At 62.7% G+C, this 17387-nt stretch carries 9 protein-coding genes; 2 read left to right on the top strand and 7 right to left on the bottom strand.

Annotated elements, in window-relative coordinates; all coding sequences use genetic code 11:
• Positions 1 to 3 precede the first annotated feature (3 nt).
• Complete coding sequence (locus BFD71_RS09355; RefSeq protein ID WP_256094575.1) at positions 4 to 1890, bottom strand: SPFH domain-containing protein; 1887 nt, start codon at positions 1888 to 1890, stop codon at positions 4 to 6.
• Between the two features lie 265 nt (positions 1891 to 2155).
• On the opposite strand from BFD71_RS09355, the gene BFD71_RS09350 reads away from it, so the two are divergent.
• Both BFD71_RS09350 and BFD71_RS09345 read left to right on the top strand, forming a co-directional pair.
• Positions 2156 to 3559 carry a sensor domain-containing diguanylate cyclase gene (locus BFD71_RS09350; RefSeq protein WP_069262993.1) on the top strand — a complete coding sequence of 468 codons (1404 nt, stop codon included), beginning with the start codon at positions 2156 to 2158 and terminating at the stop codon, positions 3557 to 3559.
• Between the two features lie 291 nt (positions 3560 to 3850).
• Positions 3851 to 5176, top strand: a complete 1326-nt coding sequence (locus BFD71_RS09345) for an MFS transporter (protein ID WP_218108653.1) — start codon at positions 3851 to 3853, stop codon at positions 5174 to 5176.
• 12 nt (positions 5177 to 5188) lie between these two features.
• On the opposite strand, the gene BFD71_RS09340 is transcribed toward BFD71_RS09345, so the two are convergent.
• The 6 genes from BFD71_RS09340 to BFD71_RS09310 all read right to left on the bottom strand — a co-directional run bounded on the left by BFD71_RS09340 (position 5189) and on the right by BFD71_RS09310 (position 16339).
• Positions 5189 to 5986 carry a sulfite exporter TauE/SafE family protein gene (locus BFD71_RS09340; RefSeq protein ID WP_069262991.1) on the bottom strand — a complete coding sequence of 266 codons (798 nt, stop codon included), beginning with the start codon at positions 5984 to 5986 and terminating at the stop codon, positions 5189 to 5191.
• Between the two features lie 132 nt (positions 5987 to 6118).
• Positions 6119 to 6631, bottom strand: a complete 513-nt coding sequence (locus BFD71_RS09335) for an H-NS histone family protein (RefSeq protein ID WP_069262990.1) — start codon at positions 6629 to 6631, stop codon at positions 6119 to 6121.
• A gap of 232 nt (positions 6632 to 6863) precedes the next feature.
• Entirely contained in the window at positions 6864 to 10334 is a 3471-nt protein-coding gene (locus BFD71_RS09330; RefSeq protein ID WP_069262989.1) for an ATP-binding protein, read from the bottom strand.
• 3 nt (positions 10335 to 10337) lie between these two features.
• Complete coding sequence (locus tag BFD71_RS09325) at positions 10338 to 11588, bottom strand: metallophosphoesterase family protein (protein WP_069262988.1); 1251 nt, start codon at positions 11586 to 11588, stop codon at positions 10338 to 10340.
• A 2547-nt stretch (positions 11589 to 14135) separates the two neighbouring features.
• Positions 14136 to 15134, bottom strand: coding sequence for a ParB/RepB/Spo0J family partition protein (locus tag BFD71_RS09315; RefSeq protein WP_069262986.1), 999 nt, complete (start codon positions 15132 to 15134; stop codon positions 14136 to 14138).
• On the bottom strand, positions 15131 to 16339 hold the full coding sequence (locus BFD71_RS09310; RefSeq protein WP_028208684.1) for an AAA family ATPase: 1209 nt from the start codon (positions 16337 to 16339) through the stop codon (positions 15131 to 15133). Before BFD71_RS09310 ends, BFD71_RS09315 begins: the two co-directional genes overlap by 4 nt.
• Between the last annotated feature and the right edge of the window lie 1048 nt (positions 16340 to 17387).

Genomic DNA, 17387 nt, shown 5'->3' with positions numbered 1-17387 from the left:
GGGTCACCACGCCTTCTTCATGCCAGCCGCCGCGGCCGGGCTCAACGTGCGCAGATCGATCGTCGCGCGGCTGCCGCTCGCGAGCCGGTCGTCGATCACGGTCACGCTCGCGTTTTTCAGCCCTTTTTGCAGGCTGTGCAGGTAATACTCGAAGCCGAATGCCGGCCCGCCGAACTGCTGCGCGATCACATCGGCGTCGAAGGCGATCTGCTGGGCGCGCGCGGCGGCAAGCGTGTCCGCCGCGTTCGCGCTACCCAGCGCGACGGTCTCGATCGCCTGCTGCTGCGCTTGTCCGAGTGCCGTCGCCGCAAAGCCGTGCGCCTGCACCACACTGGCCTGCGCGCGAATCTGCGCGGCCTGCACGCCGTGATACGCGGCGGCCGCGCCCGCAGGCGGATGCACGCTCTCGATCACCACGGCCACGACCTCGATGCCGCTCGCGAGCCGGTCCAATTCGCGCTGCACGGCGCCGCGCAACGCGCCGGCCATGGCCGTTTGCGGCGTGTCGAGCAGCGACGGCAGCGTGCGCGACGCGAGGTAACGCACGACCTCGCGGTTCGCGATCGAGCGCACCGTGTCGTCCATAGCGACAGCGCGATACAGCGAGGCGCGCGCCGCCGCGTCCGTAAGCCCGACGCGATAGTCGAGCCGCACGTCCGCGCTCACGATCTGGAACGCCTGCTGGGCGCCGCTCGTGCCCGCGATCACCTGAGTCGTCTCCCAGGGATGCGTCACATCCCACAGGCGATTCAATTGCGCGGGTGTGTCGCCATCGGCGGAAACGGCAGGCGCGGCGCGGCTGCTGTCGTTCGCGCTGCCCGAGACGATCAGTTGATGGACCGCGCCGTTGTCGATCACGCGCGCGCGGCCGAAGGGCCAGGGCAGGCCCACATGCAGGCCCGGCTGCCACACGGCGACAGGTGCGCCGAAGCGCTCGTACACAGCGCGCTGGTCGGGGCCGAGGATCGTCACGCCGCCGAGTAGCCAGCCCGCCACCACCATGGCCGCGAGCGCGCCTGGCAGGAGGCGAACGAAGCTCTGGAGCGCCCAGTTCTGCCGCAGATCGATGCCATAACGCATACGCAACTGGGCATTCAGTGCGGCGACCGGACGTGCCTGCACGCTCAGCACGCCCGCGATAGTGCTATGCAGGAAGCGGTCATCGCCGGGCTTTGCCAGCGCAGCGAGCAGCGCACGCAGGCCGAGTTCGACGGCAATCACACCGGAAAGCAGGGCGACGATACGCACTAGCCATGTAAGCGCCTCGCCCGCATAAGCCAGCGCCGCAACTGAAGCCGCCATACTCAACGCAGCGACGAGCACCAGACGCAACGGCCCCGCGAGCGCGGCGGATTCGCGTGACTGCGCGGCGCGCTGCGCATGAAAGCGCTCCGCCACGAGCGCAGCAAAAGCGATGACGAGCGCAGCGGCTCCCGCTACGAGAAAAGGCGCGGATTCACGTTGCGAAACCGTTGGCGCATAGGCGGGGGACGTCCACGCAGAGATGGCGAACGCAAGCGAAAAGAGCGCGCCGAGCGGCGCGATCCACCCTTGCCACGGCAGCGACCGCAGCAGGCCGCGCATGTCGGCGGCCTCCGAATTGCGCTGGAACGCGAGGCGCAAGAGGCGCAGCGAAGTCTTCGAGACCGGTTCGCCGGCTGGCGCGCGCGCCGCCGAGAGCCGTGTGCCGAAGGCGACGATGAAGAGATTGAGGCACGCGCTCGACATCACGGCACATAGGCGTGCATCGAACGGCACAGCGAAAACGAAAGCCAGCGCGCCGAACACGCAAGCCAACCCCAACGCGGACCAGCCAAGCCTCGTCTGGCCCGCACGACCGCCGAGCCAGCCATTGCCTTCGCGGTGGTCGCGCGATACGCGATGCATCATCAGCAATCCTTACATGCAAATTACATGAGCCACGCCCGCGCGTGACGACCACCGATCGCGCGATGCCGAAATTCGCGCGCCCAATGTAGCGCGCTCATAACCGAAACTCAATATAACTGGGCTCGCGCATCCGTGCCCCACTATTTAGCCGATTCGGAGCACAATACCTTCAGTCAATTTAGTCTGCTTTCCGGACGCGAGCGGCCCTCACGCTGTCACGCCACGATCACATGCTCGAGCTGCGCATCAACCCAAAAGTCATCATATGGACGGCTTGCTGATCGGTCCGGCAACACGCAGGCAGGCGCTCTTCGCCAGCATATGCGCGTTTGCGATCCTCCTCACGCTCGCGCTCGCGGCGCCGCGTGCACGCGACGCGTTGCCCGGCATCGCCCCGTTCATGCCGATGTGCGCGCTCGCCGTATTCACCACGTCGAGCATCGCGGCGTTCCTGCTGGGCGCGCGTTTCGCGGCTACGCGCGTGGCCATGCTCGCGGCGCTGGGCGGCGCCTACGCGTTCACGGCCATTGCCGTTGCGCTGCAGCTGTTGATGTTTCCTGGCGTGTTCGCGCGCACGGGGCTGCTCGGCGCGCTCCCGAATAGCGCCGCATGGATGTGGGTGTTCTGGCACGCAGGCTTTCCCGCGCTCGTCATCGTCGCCGAACTGGTGAGAAAGCGCCTGCCCGCCCCGCCGTTCGCCCGCGAACGTCTCGACGCACGCGGCTGGCTGCTGATCGCGGGCCCGGCGGCGCTCGCCGCCCTGCTCGGCGTGCTCGTCACGCACGTCGATCTCGCATCGCCGTTTCACGACGTTGCGAACGCTGCGCCTGCTCCCTCGCCGGTGTCGGCCATCGCGAACAATCTCGCGGGTCTCGTGATCTGCGCGCTCAACCTGATCGCCATCGCGCTCGTGCTGCTCAAGGGACGGCTGCGCCTCGTGCTCGATTTGTGGATCGTGGTGGCGCTGCTCGCCTCGCTCGTCGACGCCGCGCTCAATACGCTCAGCATCGAGCGCTTCACGGTGGGCTGGTATGTCGCGCGCGTGTTCAGCATGTTCGCGCCAGGCGTGCTCGTGTGCGTGCTGGTGTGGGAAGTGACGGCGCTCTATCGTCAGCTCGCCGAAGAACATGCCACGCTGATCCGCGCCTCCGCACGCGATGCGCTCACGCGCGTCTACAACCGCAGCTATTTCGACGAGCAGTTCCGCGAGGCCTTCGAGCGCGCCGCGCGCAGCGGCCAGCCGCTGTCGCTAGTGATGCTCGATGTCGATCACTTCAAGCACTACAACGACGCCTTCGGCCATCTGCACGGCGACGCCTGTCTCGGCGCCGTAGCGAGCGCGCTCGCCGCCACGCTTGCGAGCACGCGGCACGCGCCCGGCGGCTTTGTCGCGCGCTATGGCGGCGAAGAATTCGCGCTCGTCCTGCCCGATACCGGCGCACATGAAGCCGCGGCGCTCGCCGAACGCGCACGTGCCGCCGTCGAGCAACTCGGCATTCCCTCCCCCTCCGCAGGCGGCCTCGTCACGGTGAGCGCGGGCTGCGCCACGCGCGACGCGATCGTTGCGTCGTCCCCTAATGCGCTGATCGAAGCCGCCGACGCCGCCTTGTATGCGGCCAAACACGCCGGCCGCAACCGCGTGAGCCACACAGGCGCGAGCATCGCGTAAAGCGCGGCCGACTCATTGCCTCCCTCGTTGGCATAAGCGGCATTGTCATAAGCGCAACGCATTTGGGTTTCAACCAGGTGCTTCCACGTCGCGGCACCCATAAAGTGCGTGCTATGGCCTGTTTCAGCATTTGCATACGTCGCGCGCAACCCATGCAAACACATCGATGCAGGCACATTTTGTTCCCCACACGCTTTCAAAATGTAATGAGGAATCGGGATGTCCATTGAAAAATCGGCGGAAATTGCCGCCCGCTTCGACCGGCTGCCGCCGTCGCGCACAGTCTGGTCGATGGTGATTCTGCTGTCGCTCGGCGGCGTATTCGAGTTTTACGACCTCTTCTTCACGGGCTATGTCGCGCCCGGCATGGTGCATTCGGGTCTTTTCACGCCGGAATCGCTCGGCTTCTTTTCCTCGCTCGGTCCGCTCAAGGTGGCCGGCTTCGGCACCTTCGTGTTCTCGACCTTCGCCGGGCTGTGGGTCGGCGCGCTCGCGTTCGGCCAGGTCGCCGACCGGTTCGGGCGGCGCATGATCTTCACGTGGTCGCTGATCTGGTACATCGCCTGCACGGCGATCATGGCGTTTCAGACGAGCGGCCAGGCGCTCAATATCTGGCGCTTCATTGCCGGCATCGGCATTGGCATCGAGCTCGTGACCATCGACACGTACATTTCCGAACTGATCCCGAGCGGCGAGCGCGGCCGCGCCTATGCGGTCAACCAGTTCATCACCTTCAGCGTGGTGCCCGTCGTCGCGTTTCTCGCCTATATCCTCAAGGACACGCATCCTATCGGCCTCGACTACTGGCGCGTGGTGATCCTGATCGGTTCGGTGGGCGCGGTGGTGGTGTGGTTCCTGCGCCGGAGTATTCCCGAAAGTCCGCGCTGGCTCGCGCGCAATGGCCGTGAGGACGAAGCGGAACGTATCGTTGCCGACATCGAGCGGCGCGTCACGGCAGAAACGGGCACGGCGTTGCCGCCGCTCGGGGCGATCTCGCTTGAAAAGGCCGGGCGCGGCTCGCTTGGCGAAGTGCTGCGTGCACCGTATTTGCGGCGCACGGTGATTCTGTCGATCTTCAACATGGCGCAGGTGATCGGGTTTTACGGCTTCGCGGCATGGGTGCCGACGCTGCTGATTGCGCGTGGCGTCCACATCACGCAGAGTCTTGCGTACGCCTTCGTGATTGCCATCGCCAATCCGTTCGGGCCGCTGATTGGCGTGTGGTTCGCCGACAAGCTGGAGCGCAAGACGCAGATCGTCGGCGGCCTCCTGATGATGGCGGTGGTGATTACGCTATTCGCGCAAGCCACGCAGCCGTGGGTCCTGATCGTGCTGGGCGTGCTCTTCACGCTCGCTTCGAACGTGATGTCCTACGCCTATCACGGTTACCAGGCCGAGCTTTACCCCACGCGTATCCGCGCTCGCGCCGTCGGCTTCGTGTACTCGTGGAGCCGCATCGCCGCCGCATTCGCGGGGCTCGCCATCGGCATCCTGCTCCATCATTACGGTGTGCCTGGCGTCGCGGTGTTCATCGGCGCTTCGATGCTCGTGGGCATCGTGATGATTCTGCTAGGGCCGGTGACGCGCGGGCTCTCGCTCGAAGCGATCAGCCATTGAATCAGGCGATCGTCAAAACAGCACGTGCGATTTGACGATCATCTGTACGGCCGCGGCCAGCACGCACACGAGCACGACCACGCGAAACGCGAGCGGATGCATTCTGTCGCGCAACGGTCTAATGAGCAGCATGCCCGCGATGGCGGGCACGCTGGCCGCCGCCGAAATCGCGAGATCGACGAGATTGGCGTGCGCGCCGTGGCTGAACGTCGTGATGAGCGTGATGACCGAAACGACGAGAATGATCGCAATCTGCTTCGTGAAGGCGCGGCCCGTGGCGCCCGACGCGATCAGATACATGGCGAGCAACGGCCCCGGCACGGCGGCAATGCTCTCCATGAGCGCCGCCCCGAAACCGAGCGCGAATCCCACCGGCCGCGCGAGTGCAGGCGCGAGCTTGAAACGCGGCGAGACGAGCAAAAGCAACGCCGCCACGATCAACGCGACACCCGAGGCCGCCTGGGCGTGATGCGGCTCAAGTGCGATCAGTACCGAAACCCCAATCACATTGCCGATCACGGTGCCAATTAGCGGCGCCGCGATAGTGCGCACGGTAGGCAGCATTTCGCCCCCCTCCAGCGCCTGCGGAATATTGCCGAGAATGATCGGCATGGACAGCAGCAGCACCGCTTCCTTGACCGGCAAAAAATGCGTGACGATGGGCATGGCCACGAGCGGCACGCCTATGCCCGTCACACCCTTCACCATGCCGCCCAGCACGAGCGCAACCGCAATGCCGAGCAATTGAAGTCCGTCGAGCGACTGCAGATGGGGCGCGAGAAGCCCCGAGGAAAACGAAAGACCGGACATCGGTGACGATCAGGGCAATAGGCGCGCGTCGTTTCGCGCCGCTCATGTGAAAGTGGCCGCGGGCGTCGAAACGCCGGCGCGGCCACCGGTTCGCAAGCGAATTTCGCTTATGCGCTTTTCTCAGCGACTTTATTAAGCAGCCGCTGCGGCTTGTGCCGGCTTTGCCGCGGCTCTACGGCCTGCGGTTTTACGCGCCGCCCGTTTTGCGGGTGCGGCTTTCCTTGCGGGCGCGGCCTTGGCGCGCTTCGCCGCGGTCTTTTTCACCGCCGCCGCATTGGCGCGCGGTTTGCGTGCGACTTTGGTGGCGGCCTTTGCCGCGCTGCCGTCGATCTGGAATTTCGAACGGTCTTTCACGTCGCGAATCCACGCCGGCGCACGGCCGCGGCCGGTCCACGTGGCGCCCGTTTTCGGATCGGCGTATTTGGCCGCAACGGTGCGCTTTGGGCCTGCGGCTTTGACGCCTTTGCCAGGTTTGCGGCCACGCTTCTTGCCGACGAAGCGTTCGATGTCGGCCACGCTCAGGCCATGTTTGGCCATCAGATCGCGAATTTTCGTGAGACCGACCGACGTTTGTTTTTCCACGATCGATTCGGCCTGCTTTTGCAGCTTTGCGATCTTCGATTGAATTGCATCCAGGGTGACCATTCACACCTCCTTATTCACGGTTTTTACGGACACCCTTCAACCATCACTGGCCGATCGAATTGCGATCTTGTCGGCATGGGCGTCGCGAAAGACAAGGTGATTATGAAGTCAAATCACGCATGCTGGCAATTTAAACGAATGTTTTGTAGTGAAAAACATGTTTCCTGATCAGACTATTGATCGTTCCGCAAACAATGTCTCCATGAATTTCCATTGAGAAACATTCGCACCGCTAGGCGACGAGAGGCGCGCGCTGCAATTCGACGACATTGACCTGCACGCCGAATATCTCGCGAATCATGGGCAAAAGGTGATCGTGGTGCGTGAGAAACAACACCTGGGTTTTCGCGGAGAGATTCCGTAATGCCGCGAAACCGGCCTTTGCGCGCTCGTCGTCGAAATTGATGAAGAGATCGTCGGCAACGAAAGGCAGCGCCGCCTTGCTCACCAGCTGCAATTCGAGAGCCGCGATACGCAGCGCGAGAAAAAGCTGGTCGCGCGTGCCTTCACTCATTCCACTCACTTCCACGGTTTTGCCGTTACTGCGCCGTGCATGCAATGCGGGCGGATTGCGTTCGTTATCCACCACGAGCCTCGCGAAATCACCGAGCGTGAGTCCGCTGAATATTTCACCTGCTCGGCGCAGCATCGGCCCCTGCTTCTGGTCGCGATAACGATCCGTTGCCCATTTGAGCAAGCGGCTCGCGGTCGCGGCTTCGAGATATTGCTCGGCGGCTTCGCCCATGGCGCTCAGGGCTTCCTGGCGTTTTGCTTCGGCCAGCGCGGCATTGGCGTGGCCGTTGATGGCTTCGAACGCCTGCCTCGCGCTGACCTGCTGCTGCAGGCACTCGCTCAACGCACGGTCGCCGGCTTCGCGTTTCTGGTTCACCGTTGCCAGCAGCGCCGGCAGCTCGGTAATGGGCTGCTCCGCAATCTCTGCCGCGATGGCCTCCTGCGCAAGTCCATCGCCTTCGCGCACGAGCGTGTCCCGCGCCGCCGAGATCGCTGTCGACAGCGCACGGCGCGCGTCGGAACGCTCGGCGAGCGGCAATGCCGCATCGATTCCGTTCACGCCCGCGAGCTGCAGAATGGGCTCGATGCGCGCCTGTGCCCCCGCCACCGCCGCGGCGGCATCGGCCACGCGCGTGCGGGCAAGCTGCACTTCCGCATCGGCCTGGGCGAGGCATTTTGCCGTTTCGCGCGCGGCGGCCAGCCGCGCCGCGAGCTGACGCGCCACGTCGATGCCGTCACTCGACGCGGACCATTCGGGCGCGAGCGCCTCGGCGAGGCGTCGCGCGTCGGTTTCCAGCATCGCCAGTTGCGTGCGGATCGCGCGAATGCGGTTACGGGGTGCTTCGGCGTCCGAAAAAGCGGCCGCAATGATATTGGCGAGTTCGACAGCGCCTTCCGCTGCTGCGAGCGTCGCCGCACGAGCGCCGAGATTCGCTTGCGCGAGTGCCTCTCGCCATTGCGTCTGCCACTTTGCGTAGGCTTCCTGTTCAATGGTCAAACGGGATTGCGCGGATTCACTCGCGCGTTCGGCGTCGCGAATCTGCGTTTCAAGACCTTCGCGCTGCACGGCGCTCTTCTGAGCCGATTGCACGACGGTTTCCGCGATGCCGATCAACGTAGTCAGTGCGTCGCCCTCGTTTGCCTGCGCCACCGGGCGCAACGTTTCGAGAAGCTCGGCATGCGCGGCGATGCGCGCCGCTCGACGCGCTTCAAGCTCACTCGCGCGGCGATCGCATTCGCTCTGTGCATTGAGCGCCGCTTCGCGATTCGCGAGCCAAGCGCCCATGTCCGCAATCGGCATGCCAGCCAGTTGCGCATCAATGGCAATTTGCGTCCAGGTATTGCGAAAGGCTTCGAGCTCGCGCTCGCGTTCGCTCAATGCCGCAAGCTTGCGCTGCGCATTCGCGCGCGCTGTTTCGACTTGCTGACGCAAGTTCTGCAATGTGGCCGCCGCCTGCGAGGTGCCGAGTTGCGCGTCGACGAGTTCGTCGGCGAGGCGCATCGCGTCGTCCACGACGGGTGCGCCATCCGCGAGGCTGACGCGCGCCTGCCTGACTTCGTTCCACGCGCTATCGCGGCGCGTGCGCGCCGCCTGCACTTGCGCAGTCGTGACAACCTTGTTGCCCTGCGTGAAATGCGTCTCCTGCAATTCGAAACGCTCGATCTCTTCTTGCGCGGCTGCGACTGCTTCTCGCGCTGCGGCCACCGCGCTCAGGCGATCGCTTTCTTCCTTTTGCAGTGCGGCCAGGCGCGTAGCCGATGGCAGGTCGAGCGCGCGCAGCGCTGGCACCGGCTTGTTCCATTGGCCCAGCAGCTGGCGCTTCTCTTGGACCGTGCGCTGAGCATCTGCGAGTTCGCGCTCGAGCGCGCTTTCCTTCGTCACACTGTTGCGCAATTCACGTGCATCGTCGAGCGCGGCGCGCAACGCGTGCGGCACTTCGATGCCCGGCAGGCGCACAAGCTGCTCCCGCAATTGTGCGAGCTTACGCGCTTGTTCATCGTGTCCCTCGCGCGCGGTCGTGAGCGCCTGCTCGCGAAGACCGTGATCGCGCAGCAGGTTCGTCACCGTCTTCAACGCGAGCGCGCCGGGCAGCGCCGCGCGCAATGCGGCTTCGTCACCCGGCCAGCCTAGCTGAGCCGCAGCGGCGAATGCGGCGTCGAGATGGTTGCGGATCTCGGTTTCACGCACCAGCAATTCACGCGGATGATTGACACATTCGCCGCGCAGCGTATCGAGCGCATCGATTTCGGCGGCGAGTGCAAGTGCCGCACGATCGGGCTCGATCGCATCGCGTGAGGCTTCTTTGCCTGCGAGATCGGCCTGGCGCGCTTCCTGCACTTTGCGCTCGGCGGCAATGTCGGCTTGCGCCTTCAGCAGATCGGCATGCGCAGTGGGCGGTAAATCGACGACCTCGCCCAATGCGGCCAACTCGCGCTGCTTGAGCGAAAGCTCTTCTATATAGGGAGCGAGGCGGCGCACGCGTTCGAGCTTCGAGCGCTGCGATTCGAGACCGCGCTGCTCGGCGCGCAACCGCTCGATAGCCTGTTCGACCGCTTCGAGCGCGTCTTTCTTCTCGACCCAATCGCGCGTACGCACCTGCGCGGCCTTCAGTTCGCTCGTTGCCTCGGCGAACGACGTTTCCGCCTGTGCATACGCACTGCCGCTGCGTCGCGGAGCCCAAAGTTCGGCCGCGCGATTCTCGAGCTCTTCGCGCACGGGCCCGAGGCTGCCCACACCCGCCGCCGATTCGAACAACACCTGGCCGAGCTTGTCCGATGCGTCGAGAATGCTGCGCCCGCCTTCAACGAGCCGCACATGATCGAGGCCGAACATCTGCTCGAAGAACTCCTTGCTCGTGCCGTCGAGAAATGCCGCGAGAAAATCGTCGGGTAGCTTGTCGTCCTGCGGAGTGCGCAGCGAATTGCGGCCGCGCGCGCGATGAAATCGTTGCTCGACCGCGCCGTTTTCCAGCACGCCGCCAATGCGCAATTCCGGTGTGTTGTGGAGAAAATCGAGCGGCGTTTGCAGGCGCATGCCGAACAACAACTCCGACACGGCGGTCCGCACTGTGGACTTGCCCGCTTCGTTTGGCCCGACGATGACGTGGAAATCGTGCGCCGCGTGCGGAAACGGCAGGGTCGTGTCGGTGAACTTGCCGTATTTGATCAAATCGAGTTGCTTGAGACGCACTGGTCATTCTCCCGTGGAAAGCCGCGCAAGCAGCGCGGGGCCGACCTGCTCCACCAGCGACGCGAGTTTGCCGTCGCGGGCGAGTTCGAGCAGCGGCGCGTCTTCTTTCACTTCGCTGCGCACCTTGCCGATAAAGGCGCGTAAATCACGTTCGAGCAGCGCGAGAAATTCGGCGTCTTGCGTGGCGGCTTCGAGTAGCAGTTTGAGGTCGGCGAGCGCTTCGATCTGCTCGTTCTGTGCGGCAGCCGTATCGGCCGCGCTCGTTTCGAGCTTGACCTTTTCGAGCCACAACTTGTCATTGCCGATGATGCCGATCTGATTGAGCACTTCGGCGCGCAATTGCGTCGCGCGCCCGAAAAAGAGTCCATGTGCCGGCGACTTGCCCGTCACCGTCACGCGGACTGCGCGGGGCACATGCGCGTCGAAGGAGACGAGCGCTTCGAGCGCAGCGCCGATCTTGCGCGCCAGATCCGCGACGCTTTCGCAGTCGCTCGCGTCGACGCGCACCGACTCCCAGCGCAGCACGTCGAGGTAGAGACGCTCGACCTGCGTGCGACCGTCTTCGACGCTCACGAGCACGGCGCCCCGGCGCCCCGTTTCGCGGATGTGCCGGCCCTGCAGATTGCCGGGGAAGACGATGGTCGACTCTTCCGCCCACTGCTGAAATTCGTGGACGTGACCGAGCGCCCAGTAGTCGTAACCCTTTGCGTGCAATTCGGCACGCGTGCATGGCGCGTAGGTCGCATGCGCGGCATAGCCTTCGAGCGCGGTGTGGAGCACACCGATGTTGTAGTAGCCGGGAACCGGCGACGGGTAGCCCACCGCCAGATTTTCGATCACGGCCTTGTCCTTGAAGCTCTGTCCGTGCAGTGCAACCTTGATGTCGTGCAGCGCGTGGGTTTCAGACTTGCGATGACTGAACACCACCACGTTGTCCGGCAACGTGAGCTTCCTGGTCATTTCGCTTTCCGCGTCGTGATTGCCCCACAACGCGAAGACGCGAATGCCGGCCTTGCGCAGACGTCCCATCTGCTGGCCGAAGAAGATGCCAGTGTTGTGGTCCTTCCAGTCGCCGTCGTAGAGGTCGCCTGCAATGACGACGAACGCGACCTCTTCTTCGATGGCCCGATCGACGAGCAGGCGCAAAGCTTCGCGCGTGGCGTTGCGCAATTGGGCGACCGGCGCATCGGGATAGGCGCTCAGGCCATGTAGCGGGCTGTCGAGGTGTAGGTCTGCCGCGTGGATGAACTTCACGACGTATCCTCTTTGGTGTTTGCGAGCGCTGAATGGAGAAAGGGCGATTGCTGTTTTATCGCGCGAGCGGCGCGTGATGCGCGCTGGCGATTTGAACATGGCTGTGGTCCCGGATCGAAACCCTGACTGAGGCTTCGGCAATGGGGCCCAATTTTAATCGACGCGGATGGGGGCGGCTTCAGGTAACGTGGTACGGCGTGGGTGAAGCGCTGCTCGCGCGTCACGTCGGCTCGAATTTTCGAAAACTACAAAATACGTATTGAAATATACGATTGATGCCGACGAGCGGGGATTTAGCGACTTCGCGGCTATTCTCACTGTGTTTCGGGGTCGGACGTCCGTTATCGCCGTGAAACAAGTACTAGAATTTGGATGGTTTCAGGCGTGGAGCGCCCGTGGGATGGGCGTTTTGCCGATTTCTCAGTTTTGAGTGAATTGTTTCACGTTTTCTGAGGCGCGGGCGCCGTTTAACTTTCTGCGATGTGTCTGTGTCTGTTGTTCTCGTCGTTTAGGTCGCTGGGCGGTTGGCTGATTTCCCACTGGCTTCCCATAGCTGCTCTGCGCCTCTGTTCGATTTCCTTGATGGGTGGCGTGCTGATCGCTAGTTTGCCTTCTCGTTATGGGGGAGCATTGGGCGCGCGTGCCTTGTGTTGCTTGCTTCATCTTTGGGGAGCGGATTTGGCAGTTAGTTGCATTTGTAAACTTGCTGCGGGACGCTACTTACTCAGTGACGAGAAGTCATGCTCCACAGTCGCTGGCCGGCTGAGCAACGAATAACAGAACGAGTTCGATGCGGGAGCGCGGAGACCGGGCGCCGTGCCACGTCAACCTGACGAGTGCTACTACCCCGCTGCCATACCGCGCAACAGGTTCGCCTCTTGCCTGCAGGCTACCCGTACGAAAAGACGCGTCACGCGGGCACCGTTAAGCGTGGCTACTCCGGTCCCGAGGGCAACCGGCCGGGAGTCTCGGCGCAAAGCGTCGGCTAAACGAGCGAACAGCGCGTGCACACTGCTTGAGCATGAACGCAAGGCGTGAAATTGAATGTGACGCGTACGGGGCGCACGTCGCCGAGAAGGTGTCAGGGAAAATCAATGTGGGCGATGTCGTTCTTAAGGAGTTGATGCGAGACATGGCACGTCTGCGGATCTTCGAAGCGGCGGGATCTCGTCCGGTACTGTTGAAGCCGCTCGTTTTCCACTGGCGAGCAGCCTGACCCATTTGAAGCCGCAGGGCGTTGAGTGCGTCCACCGTGTGTCGAGTCGACACACCGGCACGCCCGATACTACGCACGCGCTGGCTATGCTAATCGCAACTGTGGCGGCCGGCGCCCAGGACAGTGGCATCTGCGGGTTTCCACGTGGCGGGCGCCAGGCACTTTGGAGGTATGCGCTTCCTCACGAGCCGCGCCCCCCGACGAGGCATCTCCCAGATCACGTTCGCCAGAGACCGCTACCGCGGGAAGACCACGACCGTGTGTCGACTCGACACACCGTTCTGGGTAGGAATTCAGCAAGCAAGCGAACAGACGACGGATCGTCTTCGCGGACACAACATGATGGAGGCGGCTTGAGATGTCACATCCTCATGCTTGTTGTCGTGCGCTCCATGGCCCTCCCGATTTGCCGCCACGGTCCGCGGGTGTCGACTCGACACACAGCCTCGGCCGTCAGATCAGCACCTGAGCGATGGACCATGGTCCCGTGCTACACAGGATGTGTGCAGCCGAGGAGATGACCTCATGCCTTGTTCTCGCTTCGCACCGATGGGGCGTGTCCTGGATCGCAATCCTCTCAGACGGGGACCGAGAGGAAGTCGAGGCAGTGTGTCGACTCGTCACACCGTTCTGGGTAGCAAGTTGGCTTGCAAGCGAACAGGCAATGCATCGTCCTCGCGGACGCGAAACGATGAGAGTGCTTGAGAGATGATCTCATCCCCGTGCCCGTCGTCGCGCGGTCTGATGACTCTCCGGTTTGCAGCGACGCTCCGCGTGTGTCGACTCGACACAGCGTCCAATCCCTCGCGGACAAAATCGTGGACCGCTGCTCGCAGTTTTCGAGCGCGCCCCACGCCGACAGCAGTCCGCGGGCGTCGCCGGCGCAGTACTCAAGCCGGCTATATGTTGCGTCTTTCGGCCGGCACGATCATCGGTCGTGTGTCGAGTCGACACACGACCGATCGCCGGGGGGAGCGCAGGCATTTTCGACGTCCACTCGGCTCGACGCGACGCAAGCCAAGCCGAACACCTTCTCCCCGCCGTGTGTCGACTCGACACACGGGGCAAGTCGATGGACCCAACGTCTGGAAACGCTCACCTCCAACAACCAACCCTCGACGAGCTGACGGCAACCGAAATCCTGGCACCGTGCACAGGGCATCGTCACAGCCCGCACACGTCCCGGCCACGACGCACCTTCCCGTGTGTCGAGTCGACACACGCTCGCCCCGCCAGACAACTGTGTGTCAACTCGACACACAACTTAACCCGCAAAAAGAAAAAGCCCGCCGAAGCGGGCTTCCATCCACATCAACGGCCTCGAGGCCCAATCAGCCGGGCTTCACATTGAACAGCTGACTAATCAGCTCCCGAATTTGCGTCTCCTGGGCATCCGACAGCACACCCGTCTTGAGCTTCACCGTAAAGCTGTTGGTGTCTTTGGTAATGCTGCCGGCGTGGCTCTTGCCCGAGAAGATCTTTTCGATGCTGCGTTCGGATACGCTTTCGGTCGATTCCCCCCGACTCGCTTGCGCTCCGATCGCCGCGGCCAGCTTGCCTTGGTCCAGCGTCCGGCCGACCACGGCCGGCCACAAGTCGCGCGCAGCCGAAAGACCCGCCGAGCCGTACTTCTTGATTGCTGAAACAACCTCGTCAGCAGCCGAGCCGCCGAGCAGTCGTGGATTCAAATCAAGATCGCGCCGGATGAAGTCCGGCAGATTTTCAAAGGCCAAAAAGCGGTACAGGCCTTTGCGCGACATTCCCAACGCCTCCGCCATGCGCTTGCGCGTCGGAAACTCCCGTTCGGCGCGGCGCAGCGATTGTCCGATCTCGTAGTCGGTGAGATCTTCGCGACCGACGTTTTCCACCAGCGCGAGCACCGCCATGTCCTGATCGGAGCACTCGATCACGGAGGCGCGAATATCCTGTGCCTGAATCAGGGCGTGCGCGCGAAGACGTCGTTCACCGGCGATCAGCTGATAGCCGTTCTCCGCCCGACGAACGACGATCGGCTCGACGAGCCCGACTTCGCGGATCGATTCGGCCAGCGAGGCAAGGCCCTCGTCGCTGAAAATCTTGCGCGGCTGCCACGGGTTCGGCTGAATCGCGTTCACCGGAAGCATGAGCTTGTCGCTCGTGTTCTCCAGTTCCTGGATGCGCTGCTGCGCCACCGCCAACGCGCCGAGCATGCCGGGCCCGGTCTTGAACGCGCTGCTGCGGCGCGGCGGCTCGGCCGGAGCGACGGCTGCCGGCCGTTCGGCGGCTGGCCGCTCCGACGTCGAACCGAGTTCACGGGTCTTCGCCGCCATCTTGTCGCGGAATGAACTCACTTGCCGGCCCTCCATTGTTCGACGTAAAGATCGTCGATCCACTGTACGTAATCAGTCAGCGGCTGACGCACGCGCGCAACCGTCTTGTCAGCGAGGTCTCCCTTGCTGATGTCGAACACGGTCGCCATGGCGAGTGCGCCGTTACTCATCGCGGAACTGGCCGGCACCTCGAGCGCGTTCACCCAGTCCTTGTAAGTCCGCTGCACCCACGAGCGCACAACCGGTGCAGACGATGTCTTGCCGTAGTCGACCTTCGAAAGCAGGACGGAAACGAAGTCGTATGTCTTCTCGTCACCGCGTTCCATGATCGTGTGCGCGAGGTCAGAAAACAGGCTCCAGAACGAGACCGAGCTGATGAAGTCCAGGCTTTCGGGCACGAGCGGCATGACCATCGCGTCGGCGGCCATGAGCGCATTGATCGTGAGATAAGACAGCGACGGCGCCGTATCCAGAATGATGTAGTCGTATTGCTTGCGCAGCACCTCCACCCCCTGGCGCAGCAGATCCCAGAACTTGAACCCCGGGTTCTTGATCACGGTCCCGGGAATATGGAACTCCGCGGAAAACAGCGTGGGGTGCGCGGGAATGACATCAAGTCCGTCCCAATAGGTTTCCTGCACAAAATTCAGCAGACCGCCTTCCATATGCGGGTCGTAGATGAACGGCAGGACCGTGCTATCCTCAGTCACTTCCTTTTCGGCATACAGACCGCAAAGCTCCGTGAGCGACGCCTGCGGATCCAGGTCGATCAGCAGAACCTTGCGACCACGCAAGGTCAGGCCTTGGGCGAGACACATGGTGGTGGTCGTTTTCGTCGAGCCGCCCTTGAAGTTGGCAACGAGGATCACCTTGCCGTCGGCGTCGCGCACCCCGGTATGGAGCGGTGTCTGATAAATATCGGAGACCTGCTGGACCCAGGTTCTCGCTTCCGGCAGCGTGAAGACCCGGCTGCGCCCGGAACCTTGCGCCACACCTTGCGGAAGACCCTCGCGGGTGGCGAGCAGGTTGTTCAGTTTGATGCGATCAATGCCGCACATCTCTGCGACCTGAGCGGACGTAAATGTGGGCGCCATCTTTCGCGGCCGCGGCGCCAGCATCATCTCCCGAAGCTCTTCAGATAGACGACCGGCCTCTTCGGCAAATTCAGTGATCGCGGAAAGATCCACACGTCGATCGATCGACGGCAATTCGATAGTTTTCGCCATTAATACGCTTTTTATCAGAATTTGGATAAAGCGTAGAATACAGCAAAAGCGTATGAAAACACACTAATTGAGGGCGATATGAAAAAAATGACCCTTCAAAACGGCCCATATTGCCCTCGTGGGACATTCCCAAGGGCAAAGTAGCAGCAAAACCGGCAACGTCGCCCAGGCCGTTGTAGGCCCTTTCGCTGCGGTCTGCCTATTTTTGTGCAAATCGCCGGGGCCAGAGCACCTCGTTGTTGACGATGTCGGTCGAGGTTTTTGTGCAAATCCAGCTTCAGATCATTCCCCGCTGGCTTCATCGCTCCCATGCGCCCCGCACAGTCACGGTTTTTGTGCAGTTTCACCGGCTGATCCGCTTAGCCCCCTGATCCTAGCGGGCGGGTAACGATTTTTGTGCTTCCAGATTTCTGCGAGCCACCCTGGCCGGCCACGATTGCACAAAAACCGTTACCGTACACGCAGGGAAAGCCTTGCTGCGCACGCGCCGACCACCGTAAAGGCACAAAAACCGTTACCCGATTTCCCTTGCGCGCCCAATGCCGCTGCCATTTCGCTATCCCGAGGCAGCCCAGTTCCACCAGGACGAATCTCACCGCCAACGCTGCACAAATTTCGTTACCTCGCGCAGGCGGCAAACGACGGAATCATCACACGGCGACCGCACAATAACCGTTACCTTCCGCCCGCCTTCCAGGATGTGCACAAAAAACGTTGCTATCACGGCGTCGCTCGGCCATGCACAAATTCCGTTGCCTTCCTTCCTCCCACCGAAAAGTCACTTCTGAATAACGTCCCATCGACCACCTTTGCCGCATCCAACTTGATGTCGGCTCGCGTAAAGACGTTCTGCACATAAACCACTTCCATAGATCACTGGAACTGCACAGAAATCGTTACCTTTCGATGGGTTTCGGCGGGCGAAAAGCAAATCCAGTCCCGATGCACCGCCATCGAGAGCCTTTACGTGCGGGGCTTTGAAGGGTTATTCCTCTTGAATTCCCTCACTGCATCGCGAGACACAACACGAAAAAGTTCGCACTGAGCA

Source organism: Paraburkholderia nodosa, from assembly GCF_001718195.1.
GTDB classification, from domain to species: Bacteria; Pseudomonadota; Gammaproteobacteria; order Burkholderiales; family Burkholderiaceae; genus Paraburkholderia; species Paraburkholderia nodosa_A.
This window is presented reverse-complemented; position numbering and strand designations above follow the sequence as displayed.

What these genes read in the sequence shown, in the direction of transcription:
- BFD71_RS09355 (WP_256094575.1), bottom strand. Translation starts at nt 1,890, where the DNA reads ATGATGCATCGCGTATCGCGCGACCACCGCGAAGGCAATGGCTGGCTC.
- BFD71_RS09350 (WP_069262993.1), top strand. Translation starts at nt 2,156, where the DNA reads ATGGACGGCTTGCTGATCGGTCCGGCAACACGCAGGCAGGCGCTCTTC.
- BFD71_RS09345 (WP_218108653.1), top strand. Translation starts at nt 3,851, where the DNA reads ATGGTGATTCTGCTGTCGCTCGGCGGCGTATTCGAGTTTTACGACCTC.
- BFD71_RS09340 (WP_069262991.1), bottom strand. Translation starts at nt 5,986, where the DNA reads ATGTCCGGTCTTTCGTTTTCCTCGGGGCTTCTCGCGCCCCATCTGCAG.
- BFD71_RS09335 (WP_069262990.1), bottom strand. Translation starts at nt 6,631, where the DNA reads ATGGTCACCCTGGATGCAATTCAATCGAAGATCGCAAAGCTGCAAAAG.
- BFD71_RS09310 (WP_028208684.1), bottom strand. Translation starts at nt 16,339, where the DNA reads ATGGCGAAAACTATCGAATTGCCGTCGATCGATCGACGTGTGGATCTT.